Origin of the sequence: Enterobacter sp. WPR_3_1 (assembly GCF_003635055.1) — a bacterium.
In the GTDB taxonomy this organism is placed as follows: domain Bacteria; phylum Pseudomonadota; class Gammaproteobacteria; order Enterobacterales; family Enterobacteriaceae; genus Enterobacter; species Enterobacter ludwigii.
The window spans coordinates 159905-178512 of record NZ_RBXU01000013.1; the positions used below are offsets into that span (position 1 = coordinate 159905).

15 protein-coding genes are annotated in these 18608 nt (G+C 54.3%); 3 read left to right on the forward strand and 12 right to left on the reverse strand.

From position 1 onward, the window contains the following. Nucleotides 1–179: 179 nt before the first annotated feature. The 3 genes from BJ887_RS18880 to BJ887_RS18890 are packed head-to-tail and all read right to left on the reverse strand — an operon-like array spanning nt 180 to nt 4235. Nucleotides 180–1961, reverse strand: a complete 1782-nt coding sequence (locus tag BJ887_RS18880; RefSeq protein ID WP_020885202.1) for a SmdB family multidrug efflux ABC transporter permease/ATP-binding protein — start codon at nt 1959–1961, stop codon at nt 180–182. After that, nucleotides 1954–3726, reverse strand: a complete 1773-nt coding sequence (locus BJ887_RS18885; RefSeq protein ID WP_121340283.1) for a SmdA family multidrug ABC transporter permease/ATP-binding protein — start codon at nt 3724–3726, stop codon at nt 1954–1956. Before BJ887_RS18885 ends, BJ887_RS18880 begins: the two co-directional genes overlap by 8 nt. Before the next feature lie 50 nt (nt 3727–3776). Beyond that, nucleotides 3777–4235, reverse strand: coding sequence for an Lrp/AsnC family transcriptional regulator (locus BJ887_RS18890; RefSeq protein WP_020885204.1), 459 nt, complete (start codon nt 4233–4235; stop codon nt 3777–3779). Between the two features lie 115 nt (nt 4236–4350). Here BJ887_RS18890 and BJ887_RS18895 point away from each other — a divergent pair, with 115 nt between their 5' ends. Continuing rightward, entirely contained in the window at nt 4351–5397 is a 1047-nt protein-coding gene (locus tag BJ887_RS18895; protein WP_032677522.1) for a PLP-dependent cysteine synthase family protein, read from the forward strand. A gap of 41 nt (nt 5398–5438) precedes the next feature. On the opposite strand, the gene cof is transcribed toward BJ887_RS18895, so the two are convergent. Further along, the gene (cof, locus tag BJ887_RS18900; RefSeq protein ID WP_047355643.1) at nt 5439–6257 is read right to left on the reverse strand and encodes an HMP-PP phosphatase; all 819 of its coding nucleotides are present in this window, start codon (nt 6255–6257) and stop codon (nt 5439–5441) included. A gap of 101 nt (nt 6258–6358) precedes the next feature. Here cof and BJ887_RS18905 point away from each other — a divergent pair, with 101 nt between their 5' ends. After that, complete coding sequence (locus tag BJ887_RS18905) at nt 6359–8059, forward strand: SgrR family transcriptional regulator (RefSeq protein ID WP_059306738.1); 1701 nt, start codon at nt 6359–6361, stop codon at nt 8057–8059. A 66-nt stretch (nt 8060–8125) separates the two neighbouring features. Further along, nucleotides 8126–8821: a 7-cyano-7-deazaguanine synthase QueC gene (gene queC, locus BJ887_RS18910; RefSeq protein ID WP_014168876.1), complete on the forward strand. Its 696-nt coding sequence runs from the start codon at nt 8126–8128 to the stop codon at nt 8819–8821. Between the two features lie 60 nt (nt 8822–8881). Here queC and BJ887_RS18915 read toward each other — a convergent pair whose 3' ends face one another. The 8 genes from BJ887_RS18915 to tig form a co-directional block, all read right to left on the reverse strand. Then, entirely contained in the window at nt 8882–9280 is a 399-nt protein-coding gene (locus tag BJ887_RS18915; RefSeq protein WP_014168875.1) for a YbgC/FadM family acyl-CoA thioesterase, read from the reverse strand. A 99-nt stretch (nt 9281–9379) separates the two neighbouring features. Beyond that, nucleotides 9380–9760: a helix-hairpin-helix domain-containing protein gene (locus tag BJ887_RS18920; protein ID WP_040016787.1), complete on the reverse strand. Its 381-nt coding sequence runs from the start codon at nt 9758–9760 to the stop codon at nt 9380–9382. A 148-nt stretch (nt 9761–9908) separates the two neighbouring features. Beyond that, the gene (ppiD, locus tag BJ887_RS18925) at nt 9909–11780 is read right to left on the reverse strand and encodes a peptidylprolyl isomerase (protein WP_020885208.1); all 1872 of its coding nucleotides are present in this window, start codon (nt 11778–11780) and stop codon (nt 9909–9911) included. Nucleotides 11781–11992: 212 nt separating this feature from the next. After that, the gene (gene hupB, locus BJ887_RS18930; RefSeq protein WP_002444653.1) at nt 11993–12265 is read right to left on the reverse strand and encodes a nucleoid-associated protein HU-beta; all 273 of its coding nucleotides are present in this window, start codon (nt 12263–12265) and stop codon (nt 11993–11995) included. A 210-nt stretch (nt 12266–12475) separates the two neighbouring features. After that, entirely contained in the window at nt 12476–14830 is a 2355-nt protein-coding gene (lon, locus tag BJ887_RS18935) for an endopeptidase La (RefSeq protein WP_014168872.1), read from the reverse strand. 183 nt (nt 14831–15013) lie between these two features. Continuing rightward, the gene (clpX, locus tag BJ887_RS18940) at nt 15014–16288 is read right to left on the reverse strand and encodes an ATP-dependent protease ATP-binding subunit ClpX (protein WP_020885209.1); all 1275 of its coding nucleotides are present in this window, start codon (nt 16286–16288) and stop codon (nt 15014–15016) included. Nucleotides 16289–16414: 126 nt separating this feature from the next. Then, a complete protein-coding gene (clpP, locus tag BJ887_RS18945; RefSeq protein WP_020885210.1) occupies nt 16415–17038 on the reverse strand; it encodes an ATP-dependent Clp endopeptidase proteolytic subunit ClpP in 624 nt (207 codons plus the stop codon). Nucleotides 17039–17298: 260 nt separating this feature from the next. After that, nucleotides 17299–18597: a trigger factor gene (tig, locus tag BJ887_RS18950; RefSeq protein ID WP_014168868.1), complete on the reverse strand. Its 1299-nt coding sequence runs from the start codon at nt 18595–18597 to the stop codon at nt 17299–17301. Between the last annotated feature and the right edge of the window lie 11 nt (nt 18598–18608).

The following is an 18608-nucleotide window of genomic DNA, read 5'->3' on the forward strand; positions in this document are numbered from 1 at the left end:
GCAGAAGACATTGCAAGGGGTGTGCCAGAAATGAAAACCTGAGGGAAACGCGCTGCAATGAGCATTACACGAGCATGTTTAACGAACCGGTGAAAAAAAACGCACCATGACAGTGCACGGTGCGTTTCAGTTTTGCACCAACAGTAATGACTGTTAGCGCGCTGCCTTGTTTTGGTGCATCAGGCGCTGAGGGATTCGTCCTCACGCACGCTGGCGGCCAGCTCTTCACCGGCCAGCTGCAGCTGATACATCTGCCAGTAGCGCCCTTTTGCTTCGAGCAGCTCCCGGTGCGTACCGCGTTCGACGGCCTGACCGCGATGCAGCACCAGGATGGTGTCTGCGTCGACAATCGTTGAAAGACGGTGTGCGATAACCACCAGCGTCGTGTGATCACGCACCGCGGCCAGCGCCAGCTGGATAGCCTGCTCAGTACCAGAGTCAATGCTGGCGGTCGCTTCGTCGAGTATCAGCACCTGCGGCGTTTCAATCAGCACCCGCGCCAGGGCCAGAAGCTGCTTTTGTCCTACCGAGAGGTTATTCCCCTGCTCACCGAGCCGGGTATTGATCCCATCGCTAAAACCGCGCGCCAGCTCTGCCAGCTGCACGGTTTCCAGCACATCCCACACCTGTTGCTGGGTATAATCCCGCCCCAGGGTGACGTTGGCGTAAAAGGTATCGGCCATGACTACCGGGTCTTGCTGCACCATTGCAACGCCTTTGCGCAACACATTGTGGCTCAGTGATGCGAGCGGACGACCATCAATGCGGATTTCACCCTGACTGACCGGGTAATAGCCCATCAACAGGCTGGCGAGGGTACTTTTGCCGCTGCCGGTGTGCCCCACCAGCGCCACAAAGCCGCGCGACGGCACATCAAGAGAGATGTCCTGCAACACCAGACGGTCTTCACGGTAAGCAAACGAGACCTTATCAAACGTAATCTCTCCGCTTTGCAAAGGACGCTCATCATCGCCGTAGGTCTGACGTGGCCGGTCCATCAGTTCGAACACGCGCTCCCCCGCCACCACGGCCTGTTGCAACATAGACTGCTGGGTGGTGAGTTCTATCAACGGTTCATTAAGGCGTCCCAGATAGCTGATAAAAGCGTACAGAACCCCAACTTCAATTGTTCCGTTCGCGCTCATCCCGAAAAGCATCAGCAGGCCACAGAGAACCAGCGCCGAGAAGAGGCTCAGCAGCGGACGTAGCAGGAAACCGTCCAGTCGCAGCGTCTGCATACGCGCCATATAGTGCGACCGGCTGGCTTCCCCCATGCGTTCACCAAAGCGAGCCTGCTGGCGGAACTGCTGAATGACGCTCATGCCGTTGATCACTTCGTTGAAGCCATCGTTGATATCGGCCAGATAGGCGCGCACCCGACGCACAATCGGCGTGCTGTAGCGTTGATAGATGACCATTACAATCAATACGGCCGGGAAGATGGTGATCGCCACCAGAGCCATACGCCAGTTGAGGCTGAACATCGCCACCAGCATGGCGCCAATCAGCGCCGCGCTGCGCAGCACGGTTGCCACGACGGTGACATACAGATCGCGGATCACCTCGGTATCGTTGGTCACCCGGGATATCACCTGCCCAACCGGCTGGGTATCAAACTCGCTCAACGGCTGGCGCAGTGCCGCATCCATCACATCCGTACGTAACTTCTGCACCACGCCCACGGCCGCCCGGTTAAAGAGCAGAGACTGGGCGTAATGCAGTGACGCCGCAGTCAGCTGTAGCCCAACGTAGGCCACACCTAACCCCGCGACGAGCCCCAGCGGCAAATAGCTTTTCGCCACCATATTGTCGATAAAGTAGCTGATGAGCAGCGGACCGCTCACTTCTGCAATCGCGGCAATCCACAGCAACAGTACGGCAAGCGAAAGCGGTTTTCGCCACGGAGAACCATAGGCCAGCAGGCGTTTTAGCGTCGGCCACTGCGTCACGGTCTTACGCATTAGCGTTCTCCTCATCCTGTTCCGGGGCGTCGTCCAGCGCCGCTTCAAGCTGCTGATAACGATACATATCGCGATACCAGCCCGGTTGCTCCGCAAGCTGTTCATGCTGTCCGCGCTGGGCAATGTGCCCGTGCTGTAATACCAGAATTTCATTGGCTTCCGTCAGCGCCGACAACCGGTGTGCACTGATGATCACCGTCCTTCCATCCCCCCACTGTCGCAGGTTATGCAGGATCTGGTGCTCGGTGCGGCCATCGACGGCGGAGAGCGCATCATCAAGGATCAGGATTTCGGCATTCAGCAGCAGCGCGCGGGCAATCGAGAGACGCTGTTTTTGCCCGCCGGAAAGCATAACGCCACGCTCACCCACTTCCGTTTCATAGCCCTGTGGCAGACGCAGAATATCGTCATGGACGCTGGCCAGGCGCGCGACGTGCTCAATCTCTTCCTGAGTCGCCGCCGGGCGTCCGAGGGCAATATTATTCGCCACGGTGTCAGAAAAGAGAAACGGCGTCTGGCTGACCACCGCCAGACGACCGCGCCAGTCATCGAGCAGCAGGTTCGTCAACGGAATATCATGGAAGCGAATATCGCCCTGCGTGACGTCAAAGTGACGTTGAATCAGGGAGAGTACGGTACTTTTCCCGGCGCCTGTCGGACCGCAGATACCGAGCATCTGACCCGGTTTGAGCGTAAAGCTGACGTTCTCCAGTACCGTATGTTCCGTTTGCGGATACACAAACTTACGGACGTCGACATTCATCACGCCGCGCCCTTCCGGTACCAATTCGCTACCGTCATTCACCACTGGCGCTTCGGCAAGCATCGCGCGAATACGGCTGTAGGCGGCGCTGCCGCGCTCTACGATGTTAAACATCCAGGCCAGTGCCAGCATCGGCCATATCATCAGCCCCAGGTACATGGCAAAGCTGGTCAATTGCCCGAGGGTTAGCGAGCCCTGCACCACCATCCAGCTCCCGCCACCAATGGCCAGTAGGTTTGCCATGCCAATCGCGACATAGATTGTCGGGTCAAACCGCGCATCGATACGCGCAACGCGCATGTTCTTCGCCCCCGTGTCGGCGGCATCGGCTGCAAACAGCGCGGATTGTCGATCTTCCAGGCCAAACGCTTTGATCATGCGGATGCTGGTCATGCTCTCCTGCGTACGGTCATTCAGCGAGGAAAACGCCGCCTGCGCCAGCTTGAAGCGCTCATGAAGCTGTTCGCCATAGCGGTTGATCGCCAGCGCCATCAGCGGCATAGGTAGCAACGCCAGCAGCGTGAGCTGCCAGCTTATCTGGGTGGACATCACAATCAGAACCGCACAGCCCATCACCAGAGAGTCCACCAGCGTTAACACCCCTTCCCCGGCGGCAAACACGACGCGGTCAACGTCATTGGTGGCGCGAGCGATAAGATCCCCGGTGCGATGGCGCAGGTAGAACTCGGGATGCTGGCGGCTCAGCTGACGATAAAAATCTTCACGCAGTTCGACGGCCAGCTGATAGGACGCGCCAAACAGCAGTACCCGCCAGACGTAGCGCAGCAGATAGACAATGATGGCCGTCAGCACCAGCGTGCCGACCCACATCAACACCCGTGCGGTGGTGTAATGCTGTTCTGTAACGCCATCCACAACGTATCCCACCACTTTCGGTGGAATTAACTGCAGGATGGCAATGATAATAAGCAGGGCCACAGCGCCGAGGTAGCGTTGCCACTCCCGACGAAAGTACCAGCTTAATTGGGCAAATAATCGCACGCGGTTTGTTCCTGAAGGTATGGATCCGGCTACGCCGGGAAGTTATTCAATTAATCAATGGGTAGTGCTGTGGTGTATTTAATCTGTTCCATGGCGAAGCTCGAGGTGACGTCCGACAAGCCCGGTACGCTGTTCACCAGCCGCTTGTAAAAATCATCATAACGCTTCATGTCTGCCACCTGGACGCGCATCAGATAGTCATACTCTCCCGCCATGCGCCAGAAACCGAGCACCTCCGGCATCTCGGAGACCTGTGTTACGAAGCGGCTATACCACTCGCTGCTGTGATGTTGGGTTTTTATCAGGACAAATGCCGTCAACCCAAGCCCCAGTTTTTCGGGATCTAAAAGCGCGACTCGCCCCAGAAGGATGCCGTCATCTTCAAGCTTCTTGAGACGCTTCCAGCACGGCGTGGTGGTCAGATTAACGGCATCTGCCAGTGCCTGCAAAGAGAGGGTACAATCACTTTGCAGTAAAGAAAGCAGCTTACGGTCTATTTTATCTAGCATACCCACCTCACAGAGAAAAATTTTCTCCCTTCATTCTATTTTAAAGGCCATATAGCAACAATTTTTTCTGTGCTTTTCGCTATGCTGGGCACAAAATGACAAACGGATAAATACGATGAATAGCGCCTGGGTTAAACATGCCATCAGCGAAATCAATGCCGACTATCAGCGCTCGGCGGACACCCATCTCATTCGCCTGGCTCTGCCGGGCTTTGCTGGCATCCAGCTGTACCTGAAAGATGAAAGCACCCATCCCACCGGTAGCCTGAAGCATCGCCTGGCGCGTTCGCTCTTTTTATACGGTTTGTGTAACGGCTGGATTAAGGAGGGAACCACGATTATTGAATCCTCCTCCGGTTCAACCGCTGTATCCGAAGCCTACTTTGCCCGCCTGCTGGGCCTGCCGTTTATCGCCGTGATGCCCTCCTGCACCGCGAAACGAAAAATTGAGCAGATTGAATTTTACGGTGGACGCTGCCACTTTGTGGAAAGCGCCTGCGAAATTTACGCCGCGTCTGAAATGCTGGCCCGTGAGCTGAATGGCCACTATATGGACCAGTTCACCTTTGCGGAGCGAGCCACAGACTGGCGCGGCAATAACAACATTGCCGACAGTATTTTCCGCCAGATGACCCACGAACCTCACCCTGTTCCGTCGTACATCGTGATGAGCGCCGGTACTGGCGGCACCTCAGCCACTCTGGGACGTTACATCCGCTGTCAGGGCTATGATACGCAGCTGATGGTGGTGGATCCGCAGAACTCGGTGTTCCTGGACTACTGGCAAAGCCGCAATGCCGATCTGCGCAGCCCGGTGGGCAGTAAGATTGAAGGAATTGGCCGCCCGCGCGTGGAGCCTTCATTCATTCCGGACGTGGTGGATGAAATGCTCCGCGTGCCGGATGCCGCCAGCGTGGCAACCGCGCACTGGCTGGAGACACAAATTGGTCGTAAAGTCGGTGCATCTACCGGCACCAACATGTGGGGAGCCCTGCAGCTTGCGGCTCGCATGCGTGAAGAGGGGCGCACCGGCTCTATCGTCACCCTGCTCTGCGACAGCGGCGAGCGCTATCTTGAGACCTATTACAATGCGCAGTGGGTTCAGGCAAACATCGGCGATATTGAGCCGTGGAAAGCGCAGATTATGCAACTGGTGAAATAAAAAAAAGCCAGACCGGGGTCTGGCTTGCTGGAAGGGTCTCACTATTCGGGGGAATATGGGAGGTTGTTGTTGTCCAGCCAATGCGTCAAAAAATGAGACACTGCTTCGTTACCGCAGTGCCCGATAACCGGTAGATGGGGAAGCTCTGCCTTCAACTGCGGCATCGCATTTCCCATGATCAGACCGCGACCAACGCTGCCCAGCATTTCGCGGTCGTTCATGGCGTCGCCAAACGCCATACATTCCTGCATCGTTAAGCCCAGGTGATCGCTCAGTACCGCCAGCGCCGATCCTTTATTACACCCAACCGGCAAAACCTCGAGACAGTCCACCGCTGAAAAGGTCAGGTGCGCCCGGTCGCCTAACGCGTCATTCAGCTGAATGCGTAAGCGACAAAGATCGTCATGATCGCCGCAGAAACAGATCTTCGTCACCGCGTGAGCCGGAATACGGCGCAGATCGATAAGCTGATAGCGGAAACCACTGTAGACATGGGCGTGCAGCAATGCCGGAATGTCATGCCCGGTAAACCAGCCGTTATCGTTAAAGACATGAACGCTGGCCCGGGTGTCCCAGGTGCTGTGCAATACGATATCTGCCACTTCCGGGTTGAGATCCTGACGGTGGAGAACATCGCCTTCGACAGAGTGAATGCGTGTCCCGTTGCCGGTAATAAGAAAAGCATCCAGGGAAAATGCCCCCATTAAATGGCGCATCTCCAGCACATGACGGCCGGTGGCAAACGTCAGGGTGACATCACGTTCGTGCAGGCGCTTCAGGGTACTCAGGGTTTTCTCACCCAGACGGTGATCCGGCATTAACAACGTACCGTCCATATCAAACGCAGCGAGACGAGCCATGATTACTCCTGAAATGTGATGCGGTTAACTTGTGCATCAGTATTGCGTGAGATATACGGAAGTAATAGTGAATAGATGATAATTATTGTTCAGGGTTTCTCATGCGCCAGCTTAACCGACTCAACCAGTACCACCGTTTGTGGCAGCCTTCCGCTGGCGCGACGCAGCAGGCCACCATCAGCGAGCTGGCCGCCCGCTGCTTTTGCAGCGAACGGCATGTCCGTACATTACTCCGTCAGGCGCAGGAGGCGGGCTGGCTTAGCTGGCGAGCGCAGTCTGGCCGCGGTAAGCGTGGGGAGCTGACTTTCCACGTCACCCCGGAGTCACTGCGCAATGCGATGATGGAAGAGGCACTGAAGAGTGGGCAGCAGCATAACGCGCTTGAGCTGGCCCAGCTGGCACCGGAGGAGCTGCGGTCACTGCTTCATCCGTTTTTAGGCGGCCAGTGGCAAAACGATACGCCGACGCTGCGCATTCCCTATTACCGCTCGCTGGATCCACTGCATCCCGGCTTTTTGCCCGGTCGGGCGGAACAGCATCTGGCAGGACAGGTTTTTTCCGGGCTGACGCGTTTTCACGGTAACAGCAGCGAACCGACAGGCGATCTTGCCCATCACTGGGACGTGTCGGAGGACGGGCTGCGCTGGCATTTTTATATTCGCTCCACGCTTCACTGGCATAACGGTGATAAAGTCGAAACGGCCCAGTTACAGGAGAGTCTGAATGCGATGTTGACGCTCCCGGCCATGCACAGGCTTTTTCAGAGCGTGCTGCGCATTGAAGTTACCCATCCGCAGTGTCTGACGTTTATTTTACACAAGCCCGACTACTGGCTGGCGCATCGGCTAGCAACCTATTGCAGCCGTGTGGCGCACCCGGCACAACCGATGACAGGCAGCGGACCTTTCAGGCTCACCGCGTATAAGCCGGACCTGGTTCGTCTGGAAAGCCATGAGCAGTATCACCTTAGCCACCCGCTACTGAAGGCCATCGAGTTCTGGATCACCCCTCAGCTATTTGATCAGGGGCTTGGAACCAGCTGCCGGCATCCGGTACAAATCGCCATCGGGGAGCCTGACGAACTGACCCGTTTGCGGCTGGTGAGTAACAGCATCAGCCTGGGGTTTTGCTACCTCACGCTGAAGCGCAGCCCGCGTCTTAGCGAAATGCAGGCAAGACGCCTTATCAACATCATTCACCTCTCAACGCTTCTGCATACTCTTCCTCTGGATGAGGGGCTTATCACCCCAACGCAGGAGTTGCTGCCGGGCTGGCGTATTCCTGAGTGGCCGGATCTCACGGATGTCCCTTTGCCTGAGACGCTGACCCTGATTTACCATCTGCCCGTTGAGTTACATACCATGGCGAGTCAGCTAAAAGCGTATCTTTCCCGCCAGGGCTGCGCGTTAACGGTCATCTTTCACGATGCCAAAACGTGGGACGGATGTCAGCATCTTGCCGACGCGGACCTCATGATGGGAGACAGGCTGATTGGCGAAGCACCGGAATACACCCTTGAGCAGTGGCTTCGCTGCGATGCGCTATGGCCGCACCTGCTGAGCGCACCGCAATATGCCCATCTGCAGGCGACACTGGATGCCGTTCAGACCCAGGCTGACGAGCATGCCCGGCATCGCGGGCTGAAAGCTATTTTCACCCAACTCATGGAGAGCGCGGTGCTGACACCGTTGTTTAACTACCAGTACCAAATCAGCGCGCCCCCGGGAGTCAATGGCATACGGCTTAACACCCGCGGCTGGTTCGATTTCACCGAAGCCTGGCTCCCGGCCCCCAAATCGTGAAGAAGCTGGTCGTCGCCGTAGTCAGACGGTAACATGATGTTTTTACCGTAACTGTCGAGATGATTTATGAAACGTGCCGTCGTCGTGTTCAGCGGAGGACAAGATTCCACTACCTGCCTGGTTCAGGCGCTTCATCAGTACGATGAAGTTCACTGTGTCACTTTCGATTATGGTCAGCGACATCGCGCTGAAATCGACGTCGCCCGTGAACTGGCGCTGAAACTGGGCGCGCGCGCGCATAAGGTGCTGGACGTTACGCTGTTAAATGAACTGGCCGTCAGTAGCCTCACCCGCGACAGTATTCCCGTTCCTGACTATGAACCTGATGCCAGCGGCATTCCGAACACCTTTGTGCCAGGCCGCAACATTCTCTTCCTGACGCTGACGGCGATCTACGCCTACCAGGTGAAAGCCGAAGCGGTGATCACGGGCGTGTGTGAAACCGACTTCTCCGGGTACCCTGACTGCCGTGACGAGTTCGTGAAGGCTCTCAACCACGCCGTGAATCTGGGGATGGCAAAAGAGACGCGCTTTGAAACGCCACTGATGTGGCTTGATAAAGCGGAAACCTGGGCGCTGGCAGACTACTGGGGCAAACTGGACATGGTTCGCAGCGAAACCCTTACCTGCTACAACGGCATTAAAGGTGATGGTTGTGGCCAGTGTGCGGCCTGTAATCTGCGCGCAAACGGGCTGAATCACTATCTGGCCGACAAAGCGGGCGTGATGTCGGCGATGAAGAAAAAAACCGGGCTCAAATAAGCCTCTTTGACCGTGCTGGCGAACAGAATATCGACAGCACGGGTCATGAACACAACGCGTCTAGACGATCATCAACTGCAGTTTTTCCCGCAACTCCCCTTCCAGCGGCAACGCTTTCTGGGTTTTCAGATCAATACAGACAAAGGTGATCAGCGCGTCGGCAACGGCCTGGCCTTCAGGATCCAGCGTCACCGCCTGGGTTAACACGCCGCTCTTGCCGTTTAACTGTTGAAGCTGGCTGGTGATGGTCAGCACATCTCCCAGCACGGCCGGACGACGGTAGTTGATATTGATGTTGACGACCACGAACGCGATGTTGTGCGCGGTCATCCACTGAAAGCTTTCGCTGCTTTCCAGACCGTCCCAGCGCGCTTCTTCAAGAAACTCAAGATAACGGGCGTTGTTGACGTGCTGGTAAACATCGATGTGGTAGCCGCGTACTTTGATTTTTGTCTGCATAGCGCAATAGCCTTTACTGTTGTTATAGGATAAGAGGTCATGACTGGTATGACCTCTTTATCCTGGCAAAATTTTGCCGCCGTGCAAGTAATTATGTGATTACAACGTCAGGTGTGAGAGGTTGCGCTCAACCAGCGCCCCGCCCATACCGGGCACTTGCTTAAGATCGTCAACCGTTTTGAAAGGACCGTACTCTTCGCGATAGCTGACTATCGCCTGCGCTTTTTTTAGCCCTACGCCATTCATCACCCGGGCGAGATCCTCTGCCGATGCCGAATTGATACTGACTCGCGTACCGTCATCATCCGCGCTTTTTCCGGCATCCGTGGCTTTCGTCTGGCCAGCTGCGGGTGCCGCTGCGTCAGACCTGGTTTGCACCGCCGGTGTTTTCGCCGCAGGTGTCGTCGCCAGCGCACCTGCGCTCATCCCGGTGGTGGCAATCGCCAGAGTAATGAACAGAGCCTTGATTCCACATTTCATGCTGTTATCTCCTTGTTTGTTGACAGCCAGGCCACAATATCCAGCGTTATAACCCGGCACAAACGGCAGATTGCAGAAATGGAAAAGGCCGCGAAAGCGGCCTTTAGTTATTGCAGAGCGTTACGAAAATATGCGAGCAAATACGTAATTATTGCTGCTGAGTCATCACGTCACCGAGCTTGATTTTGGCTTCTGTGCGCAGGTTGCTCATCATCGCTTCGAAAGCAATCTGGGCATTGTTCTGGGTAATACCCTGCACCATCGCTTTCTTCTGCTCTTCAGGCATCGTGCCTGCTTTCACATCGTCCAGCGCGAGCAGAACGACGTTACCCTGCATATCGGTAGTGGTACCGAAGCTTGGTTTGTCCTTCGCAGGCAGGCTCAGACCGAACGCTGCCTGACTGACAGGATCCTGACCGGTACGGCTCAGCGTTTTTGGCTCACCGAAGCTCAGACCTGCCGCTTTCAGTGCATCCTGTTTACCCGCTTTCAGGTCAACCAGAATCTTCTCAGCATCCAGTTTTGCCTGCTGTTCCGCTTTGTTGTGCTTAACCTGAGCAACCACCTGATCTTTCACTTCTGCCAGCGGTTTAATCGCTTCTGGTTTGTGCTCGCTGACGCGAAGAACAAACGCACGATCGCCGTCTACGGTAATGATGTCAGAGTTGCTGCCCGGCGTGCCATTCTCGCCAACCAGACCACCGTTGAAGATGGCATCAGCAACCGGTTTGAAATTCAGCTCTTCCGGCAGGTTGTTACGACCGAACCAGCCGGTCTCAACCGCTTTCACCCCTGCAGCCTGCTCAGCACCCGCCAGAGATTCGTTGTCGTTGCTGGCAGCATCACTGACTTTCTGTTGCAGCGCGTAGTATGCATCCAGCGCTTTTTCCTGCTTCACTTTCGCTGCGATATCATCGCGAACGTCAGCCAGCGGCTTGGTTTTCGCGGCCTCGATGTCATCCAGACGCGCCACCAGGAAACCAACGGAAGATTTAATGACACCCGAAAGCTGGCCTTTATCTTTCAGACCGGCATTTTTCAGTTCGTCAGGCGTGGTGCTCTCTTCCAGCCAGCCCATATCACCGCCGTTTTTAGCAGAGATAATATCGGTGGATTTTGCTTTCGCGAGGGAGGCGAAATCAGCGCCCTTATTCAGCTCATCCAGCACGGCTTTGGCGTCTGCCTCAGTTTTGGTCTGGATCACGCTGTAGCGGTTACGCTGCGGCTGAGTGAACTGATCCTGATGCTGATCGTAATAAGACTGAATTTCCGCGTCAGAGGCTGTTTCCTGCAGCGCGGCAGCATCCAGCTTGATGTAGCTCACACGGAACTGTTCTGGAGCAACGAAGTTACTCTTGTTCTGCTCGTAATAGGCGTTAATGTCCGCGTCGCTAACCTGCTGCTTCGCCGCCAGAGCATTCACATCGATGGTCGCTTCACGTACCACGCGCTGCTGTGCAACCAGGGCTGCCAGCTCTTCCGTCTCACCTTTGAGCATGAAATCAGTGCCAACGACGGCATTGATGAGCTGTTGGGTTGTCAGTTGATTACGCAGAGCCTGAGCGTATTGATCGGCAGTCATGCCCATCTGATTAATGATGCCGTTGTAACGCGCATTGTCGAATTTGCCGTTAGACTGGAATGCCTGAGTCGATAAGATGGCTTTTTTAACCTGCTCATCGCTGATGCCCAGGCCCAGTTTTTTCGCGTATTGATCCAGCAGCGCTTCGTCGATCAGACGGTTCAGGGTCTGTTGGCGCAGGGATTTCATATACCCTTCGTTTGCCGCGAGTTCAGAGAATTGGTCGCCCAGCTGTTGCTGCATACGGTTACGTTCACCGGCAAAAGCATTCTCGAACTGACCACGGCTGATCTCCTGGCCATTCACTTTTGCGGCATAGTTCGCGCCACCGCCGATAAGGTAACTGCTCACGCCGGTCAATATGAACGACACGATAATGATACCGAAAATAATCTTGAGCACGAGACTGTTAGCAGCCGTGCGTAAGCTGTCCATCATGGTGTAACAACACTCCGCTGTAGGTGACTGGTTACCTGACGCTAACGGAAAATCCTGCCCGTCGCGCGTAAAGGCGTATTGTGACAAGAAAACGGTGCGATTGTCAGCCCACAACTCGCATAAACTCGCACAAATCAGGCCTGGACAAACAAAAAAGGCACATCAAATGATGCGCCCTTGTACTATTCGGCTTCCCTGAGATGGGAAAGCAATCAGTTTACTGCGTCTTTCAGCGCTTTACCTGCACGGAAACCCGGCACTTTAGCGGCAGCAATGGTGATCTCTTTACCGGTCTGAGGGTTGCGGCCAGTACGGGCAGCACGCTCTTTAACAGCAAAAGTACCGAAGCCTACCAGTGCAACGTCGTCCCCAGCCTGCAGAGATTCAGTAACAGAAGCAATTAATGCATCTAACGCACGTCCAGCTGCAGCTTTAGAAATATCAGCACCAGCAGCAATTTTGTCAATCAGTTGAGATTTATTCACTGTTCTCTTCCTCTCTTTATAATTTATATCGCGCCTGAATCCTTCACAACGCGACCGCGCAGCAGTTATATCAGGCCTGCCATGACCTTACAACACCCGTTGTTGATGGCTGGCCTAATCAGCAATCTAAATTAGCTATACAAAAAAAGGCTGGCAAGTGCGAAATGACTTACCAGCCTTACTTTTATTGACGCTCTTTGCGCGAGGTCACTATTTTGCGGTTACAACCTGCATTCCGGAAGGTTCATTCTGCAGGGCGAGAGTCAGAACTTCCTCAATTCGCTTCACAGGATGAATCTGCAGATCGGCAATCACGTTGTCCGGAATCTCTTCCAGATCGCGTTTATTTTCGTAAGGGATCAATACGGTTTTGATCCCACCACGGTGTGCCGCCAGCAGTTTTTCTTTTAACCCACCGATTGGCAGCACCTGGCCACGCAACGTGATCTCACCGGTCATTGCCACATCGGCACGCACCGGGTTGCCGGTAAGGCAGGAAACCAGTGCGGTACACATGGCAATACCTGCGCTTGGGCCATCTTTCGGCGTTGCCCCTTCAGGCACGTGCACGTGGATATCGCGTTTCTCGTAGAAATCAGGGTTGATGCCCAATTTCTCCGCACGCGCGCGTACCACGGTCAGCGCGGCCTGAATCGACTCCTGCATCACTTCACCCAAAGAGCCGGTGTAGGTCAGCTTGCCTTTACCCGGGACACAGGCGGTTTCAATGGTCAGCAGATCGCCACCCACTTCCGTCCATGCCAGACCGGTGACCTGGCCCACGCGGTTTTCATTGTCCGCGCGACCATAGTCAAAGCGCTGAACGCCCAGATAGGCATGCAGGTTGTCGCCATTGATCACGATGTGTTTCAGGCTCTTATCCAGCAGCAGCTGTTTAACCGCCTTACGGCACAGTTTAGAGATTTCGCGCTCAAGGCTACGCACGCCCGCTTCACGGGTGTAGTAGCGGATGATGCCAATAATCGCGCTGTCCTCAACGGTCAGCTCGTTGGCTTTCAGCGCGTTACGCTCAATCTGCTTCGGCAGCAGGTGCCGTTTCGCAATGTTCAGTTTTTCGTCTTCGGTATAACCGGAGAGACGAATCACTTCCATACGGTCCAGCAGCGGCGCCGGAATGTTCATGGAGTTCGAGGTCGCGACAAACATGACATCGCTCAGGTCGTAATCCACTTCGAGGTAGTGATCGCTGAACGCCACGTTCTGTTCTGGATCAAGAACTTCCAGCAAAGCAGACGCCGGATCGCCACGCATGTCCGAAGACATTTTGTCGATCTCATCGAGCAGGAACAGCGGGTTTTTAACGCCCACTTTCGCCATCTTCTGGATCAGTTTACCCGGCATAGAACCGATGTAGGTACGACGGTGACCGCGGATCTCCGCTTCATCGCGTACGCCACCCAGCGCCATACGGATATACTTACGTCCGGTCGCTTTGGCGATGGACTGACCCAGAGAGGTTTTCCCTACCCCCGGTGGTCCCACCAGGCACAGAATCGGGCCTTTGATTTTGTTCACACGGCTCTGGACTGCGAGGTACTCAAGAATGCGGTCTTTCACGCGCTCAAGGCCGTAGTGGTCGGTATCCAGGATCTCCTGCGCCTGACGCAGGTCTTTTTTGACCTTGCTGCGGGCATTCCAGGGAACCTGAACCATCCATTCGATATAGCCGCGCACGACGGTCGCTTCAGCCGACATTGGAGACATCATTTTCAGCTTCTGCAGTTCTGCTTCGGCTTTCTCTTTGGCCTCTTTCGGCATTTTCGCCGCGTCGATCTTACGCTTCAGCGCTTCGTTTTCGTCCGGCGCGTCATCCATCTCGCCGAGCTCTTTCTGAATGGCTTTCATTTGCTCATTCAGATAGTACTCACGCTGAGATTTCTCCATCTGCTTTTTAACGCGGTTACGAATACGCTTCTCAACCTGCAGCAGATCGATCTCAGACTCCATCATCGCCATCAGATATTCCAGACGTTCGTTAACGTCGGACATCTCCAGCACGGACTGTTTGTCAGCCAGCTTCAGCGGCATGTGTGCAGCGATGGTGTCCGCCAGACGCGCAGGATCGTCGATGCTGTTCAGCGACGTCAGCACTTCTGGTGGGATTTTCTTGTTCAGCTTGATATAGCCTTCGAACTGGCTAATCGCGGTGCGCACCAGCACTTCCTGCTCGCGCTCATCCAGCTGAGGTGATTCAAGGTACTCTGCCTTGGCAGAGAAATGCTCGCCATCGTCAGACAGGGTGGTAATACGCGCACGCTGCAAGCCTTCTACCAGCACCTTAACGGTGCCGTCAGGCAGCTTCAGCATCTGCAAAATAGAGGCCACGGTCCCGACGGTGAAAAGATCGTTTACACCCGGCTCATCCGTTGATGCTTCTTTCTGCGCCACCAGCATGATTTTTTTATCATGATCCATGGCGGCTTCGAGGCAACGGATAGATTTTTCCCGCCCTACAAATAAGGGTATGACCATGTGCGGATAAACCACCACATCGCGCAACGGCAATACGGGGATTTCAATGCGTTCAGAACGCTCAGGATTCATAGAGCTCTCTCTTAGTTTAGTGTCCGCCAGGTAAACTGGTCATGTCACTGTGCTTCACATAACCATTAACATGTATCCAGTATATGGGGATGTTTCCCACACATTCAACGCCGCGTATACGGAAAAATAAAAGGGGAGATAAAATCCCCCCTTTTTGATTAACTGCTTGTATGATTTGGTGAATTATTCGCCAGATGCCTGTTGCGCTTCCGGCTTGCCATAAATCAGCAATGGCTTGGTCTGGCCGCTAATGACCGACTCATCAATCACCACTTTCTCAACATCTTCCATCGACGGCAGATCGTACATGGTGTCAAGCAGCGCCGCTTCCACGATAGAACGCAGGCCACGCGCACCGGTTTTACGGATCATCGCTTTCTTGGCAATCGCGTCCAGCGCTTCGTCACGGAATTCCAGCTCAACGCCTTCCAGATTGAACAGCGCCTGATACTGCTTGGTCAGCGCATTTTTCGGCTCTTTCAGGATCTGAATCAGCGCGTCTTCACTCAGTTCGTTCAGCGTTGCCACAACAGGCAGACGGCCAATGAACTCAGGAATCAGACCAAACTTGATCAAGTCTTCTGGCTCAACCTGTGACAGCAGCTCGCCTTCGTTCGGCTTTTCGGACGAGGCTTTCACCGTCGCGCCAAAACCAATGCCGGAGCCGGTTTCAACACGGTGAGAGATCACTTTATCCAGACCGGCAAACGCACCACCACAGATGAACAGGATCTTGGACGTATCAACCTGCAGGAACTCCTGCTGAGGATGTTTACGGCCACCCTGCGGTGGAACGGCTGCAACCGTACCTTCGATCAGCTTCAGCAACGCCTGCTGCACGCCCTCACCCGATACGTCACGGGTAATGGACGGGTTGTCAGATTTACGGGAGATCTTGTCGATCTCATCGATGTAAACAATCCCGCGCTGCGCTTTCTGTACATCGTAATCGCATTTCTGCAGCAGTTTCTGGATGATGTTTTCTACGTCCTCACCCACATAACCGGCTTCGGTCAGGGTGGTGGCATCGGCCATTGTGAACGGAACATCCAGCAGACGCGCCAGCGTTTCAGCCAGCAGCGTTTTACCGGAGCCGGTTGGGCCGATCAGCAGAATATTACTTTTACCCAGTTCTACGCCATTGCTGGTATCACCGTTACGCAGGCGTTTATAGTGGTTGTATACCGCCACGGCGAGCACTTTTTTCGCCTGCTCCTGACCGATGACATAGTCGTCAAGATGATGACGAATTTCATGCGGCGTTGGCAGCGCGCTGCGCTCGCGGTGAGGTGCTACTTCTTTAATCTCTTCGCGAATAATGTCGTTACATAAGTCAACACATTCGTCGCAGATATACACGGACGGCCCGGCAATCAGTTTACGCACTTCATGCTGGCTTTTGCCGCAAAAAGAGCAGTACAGCAGTTTGCCCGAACCATCTTTGCGTTTATCTGTCATGAGTCCAAACCTCTTTTTAAGTTCTTTGTGCCGCACATGACGACGCAAATGCCATTTTCAGACGCAAGCTGCTTTTAGCAACATGCCGCCCTACCTGAGTATAGCGGCACACTCGCGTCACGGGCATCAATTACGATGGGTCAAAACGGAGTCGACTAAGCCGTACTCAACAGCCTCAGAGGCAGAGAGGAAACGATCGCGCTCGGTATCGCGCTCGATCTGCTCAAGAGATTGACCCGTATGCTGCGCCATAAGTTCATTCATGCGCGCTTTTACTTTCAGAATTTCGCGGGCGTGGATTTCAATATCCGTCGCCTGCCCCTGATAACCCCCCAGCGGCTGGTGAATCATCACGCGGGAATTTGGCAGGCAGAAACGCTTACCTTTAGCCCCTGCGGTTAACAGGAACGCACCCATAGATGCAGCCTGACCCATACAGATAGTGCTGACATCTGGCTTGATGAATTGCATGGTGTCATAAATGGACATACCTGCCGTGATCACGCCGCCCGGGGAGTTAATGTACAGGTAAATGTCTTTTTCCGGGTTTTCCGCTTCCAGAAACAGCATCTGCGCCACGATCAGGTTAGCCATGTGGTCTTCCACCTGGCCGGTCAAAAAGATAACGCGCTCCTTGAGCAGACGGGAATAGATATCAAAAGAACGCTCACCACGTGAGGTCTGTTCAATAACCATTGGCACCAGAGCCATATGGGGTGCAAAGTTATCTCGTTCGCCACTGTATGACATTTCCGTCTCCTGGATCAAAATTGAAAACACCTGCTGTACTGATTGTAACCTTACGGACGGATTATCAGCCAGTCTCAATCATCGTGATTACACACTTATGGGGTTCATACTGCCCTATTTCAAGCATAACAACCTTTTGTTGTTACGCTAACACTGAAAGGGCGTTTTAGCACTCTTCCTGGGGTAAAGCCGTGATAAAAAAAACCCGTCGCCGGAAGGCAACGGGTTTTTTGTTCAAACTTTAAACCCTGGGGGCGAAATTACGCCTGCTGGTTCATCAGTTCGTTGAAAGAGGTCGCTTTTTCGGTCACTTTCGCTTTCGCCAGTACCGCTTCAACAGCCTGCTCTTCCAGGGCAACATTGCGCATGTTGTCCATCAGCTCTTTGTTCTTACCGTAGAACTCGATCACTTCTGATGGATCTTCGTATGCAGAAGCCATCTCTTCGATCAGGCCTTTCACACGCTCTTCGTCAGCTTTCAGCTCGTGGGTACGAATCACTTCGCCCAGCAGCAGGCCAACAACAACGCGGCGTTTAGCTTGCTCTTCGAACAGCTCGCGTGGCAGTTCCATCGCTTGCTGCTGGTTGCCACCGAAACGCTGTGCAGCCTGACGGCGCAGAACGTCGATTTCGCTGTCAATCAGGGCAGCCGGAACGTCGATTTCGTTCGCTTTTACCAGACCGTCAATCGCCTGAGATTTCACACGGTTACGTACAGCGCCGTTCAGCTCACGTTCCATGTTTTTACGCACTTCGGTACGCAGACCGGCTACAGAACCATCTTCCACGCCGAAACGCTTGATGAATTCTTCAGTCAGTTCAGGCAGTTCGCGCTCTTCAACTTTCTTCAGGTTGATAACGAACTTCGCTGCTTTACCTTTCAGGTTTTCAGCGTGGTACTCTTCCGGGAAGGTCACGTCGATGGTGAACTCTTCGCCCGCTTTGTGACCTTTGATACCGTCTTCGAAGCCTGGGATCATACGACCCTGGCCCATTGCCAGTACGAAGTCAGACGCTTTACCGCCTTCGAACTCTTCGCCGTCTACAGAACCGGTGAAGTCGATGGTCACACGGTCTTCCGCGTCAACAGCACCTTCTTTCTCTTTCCAGTTCGCCTGCTGCTTACGCAGAGTGTCCAGCATGCCGTCAACGTCTTCGTCAGTCACGGAAACAACAGGTTTTTCAACTTCGATAGATTCCAGACCTTTCAGCTCAACTTCCGGGTACACTTCGAACTCTACGGAGTAGGTGAAGTCTTCGCCCTGTTTGTATTCGCCTGGAACGTAATTCGGCGCACCGGCCGGATTAATTTTTTCTTTGATGATCGCATCAATAAAGTTGCGGCTCATCAGTTCACCCAGCACATCCTGACGCACGGAAGCGCCATAACGCTGAGCAACAACATTCATCGGTACTTTGCCCTTACGGAAGCCGTCAATACGTACTTTTTTTGCTACGTTGACCAGCTCGCTTTTCACAGCAGTTTCGATGCTGTCAGCAGCGATAGTAATCGTTACACGGCGGCCAAGGCCTTGAGTGGTTTCAACTGAAACTTGCATCTTGTTACCTC

Bases quoted from the DNA above. Each gene is read 5' to 3' on its own strand.
- BJ887_RS18880 (WP_020885202.1), bottom strand. From the start codon at position 1,961: ATGCGTAAGACCGTGACGCAGTGGCCGACGCTAAAACGCCTGCTGGCC.
- BJ887_RS18890 (WP_020885204.1), bottom strand. From the start codon at position 4,235: ATGCTAGATAAAATAGACCGTAAGCTGCTTTCTTTACTGCAAAGTGAT.
- BJ887_RS18895 (WP_032677522.1), top strand. From the start codon at position 4,351: ATGAATAGCGCCTGGGTTAAACATGCCATCAGCGAAATCAATGCCGAC.
- cof (WP_047355643.1), bottom strand. From the start codon at position 6,257: ATGGCTCGTCTCGCTGCGTTTGATATGGACGGTACGTTGTTAATGCCG.
- BJ887_RS18905 (WP_059306738.1), top strand. From the start codon at position 6,359: ATGCGCCAGCTTAACCGACTCAACCAGTACCACCGTTTGTGGCAGCCT.
- queC (WP_014168876.1), top strand. From the start codon at position 8,126: ATGAAACGTGCCGTCGTCGTGTTCAGCGGAGGACAAGATTCCACTACC.
- BJ887_RS18915 (WP_014168875.1), bottom strand. From the start codon at position 9,280: ATGCAGACAAAAATCAAAGTACGCGGCTACCACATCGATGTTTACCAG.
- BJ887_RS18920 (WP_040016787.1), bottom strand. From the start codon at position 9,760: ATGAAATGTGGAATCAAGGCTCTGTTCATTACTCTGGCGATTGCCACC.
- ppiD (WP_020885208.1), bottom strand. From the start codon at position 11,780: ATGATGGACAGCTTACGCACGGCTGCTAACAGTCTCGTGCTCAAGATT.
- lon (WP_014168872.1), bottom strand. From the start codon at position 14,830: ATGAATCCTGAGCGTTCTGAACGCATTGAAATCCCCGTATTGCCGTTG.
- clpX (WP_020885209.1), bottom strand. From the start codon at position 16,288: ATGACAGATAAACGCAAAGATGGTTCGGGCAAACTGCTGTACTGCTCT.
- clpP (WP_020885210.1), bottom strand. From the start codon at position 17,038: ATGTCATACAGTGGCGAACGAGATAACTTTGCACCCCATATGGCTCTG.
- tig (WP_014168868.1), bottom strand. From the start codon at position 18,597: ATGCAAGTTTCAGTTGAAACCACTCAAGGCCTTGGCCGCCGTGTAACG.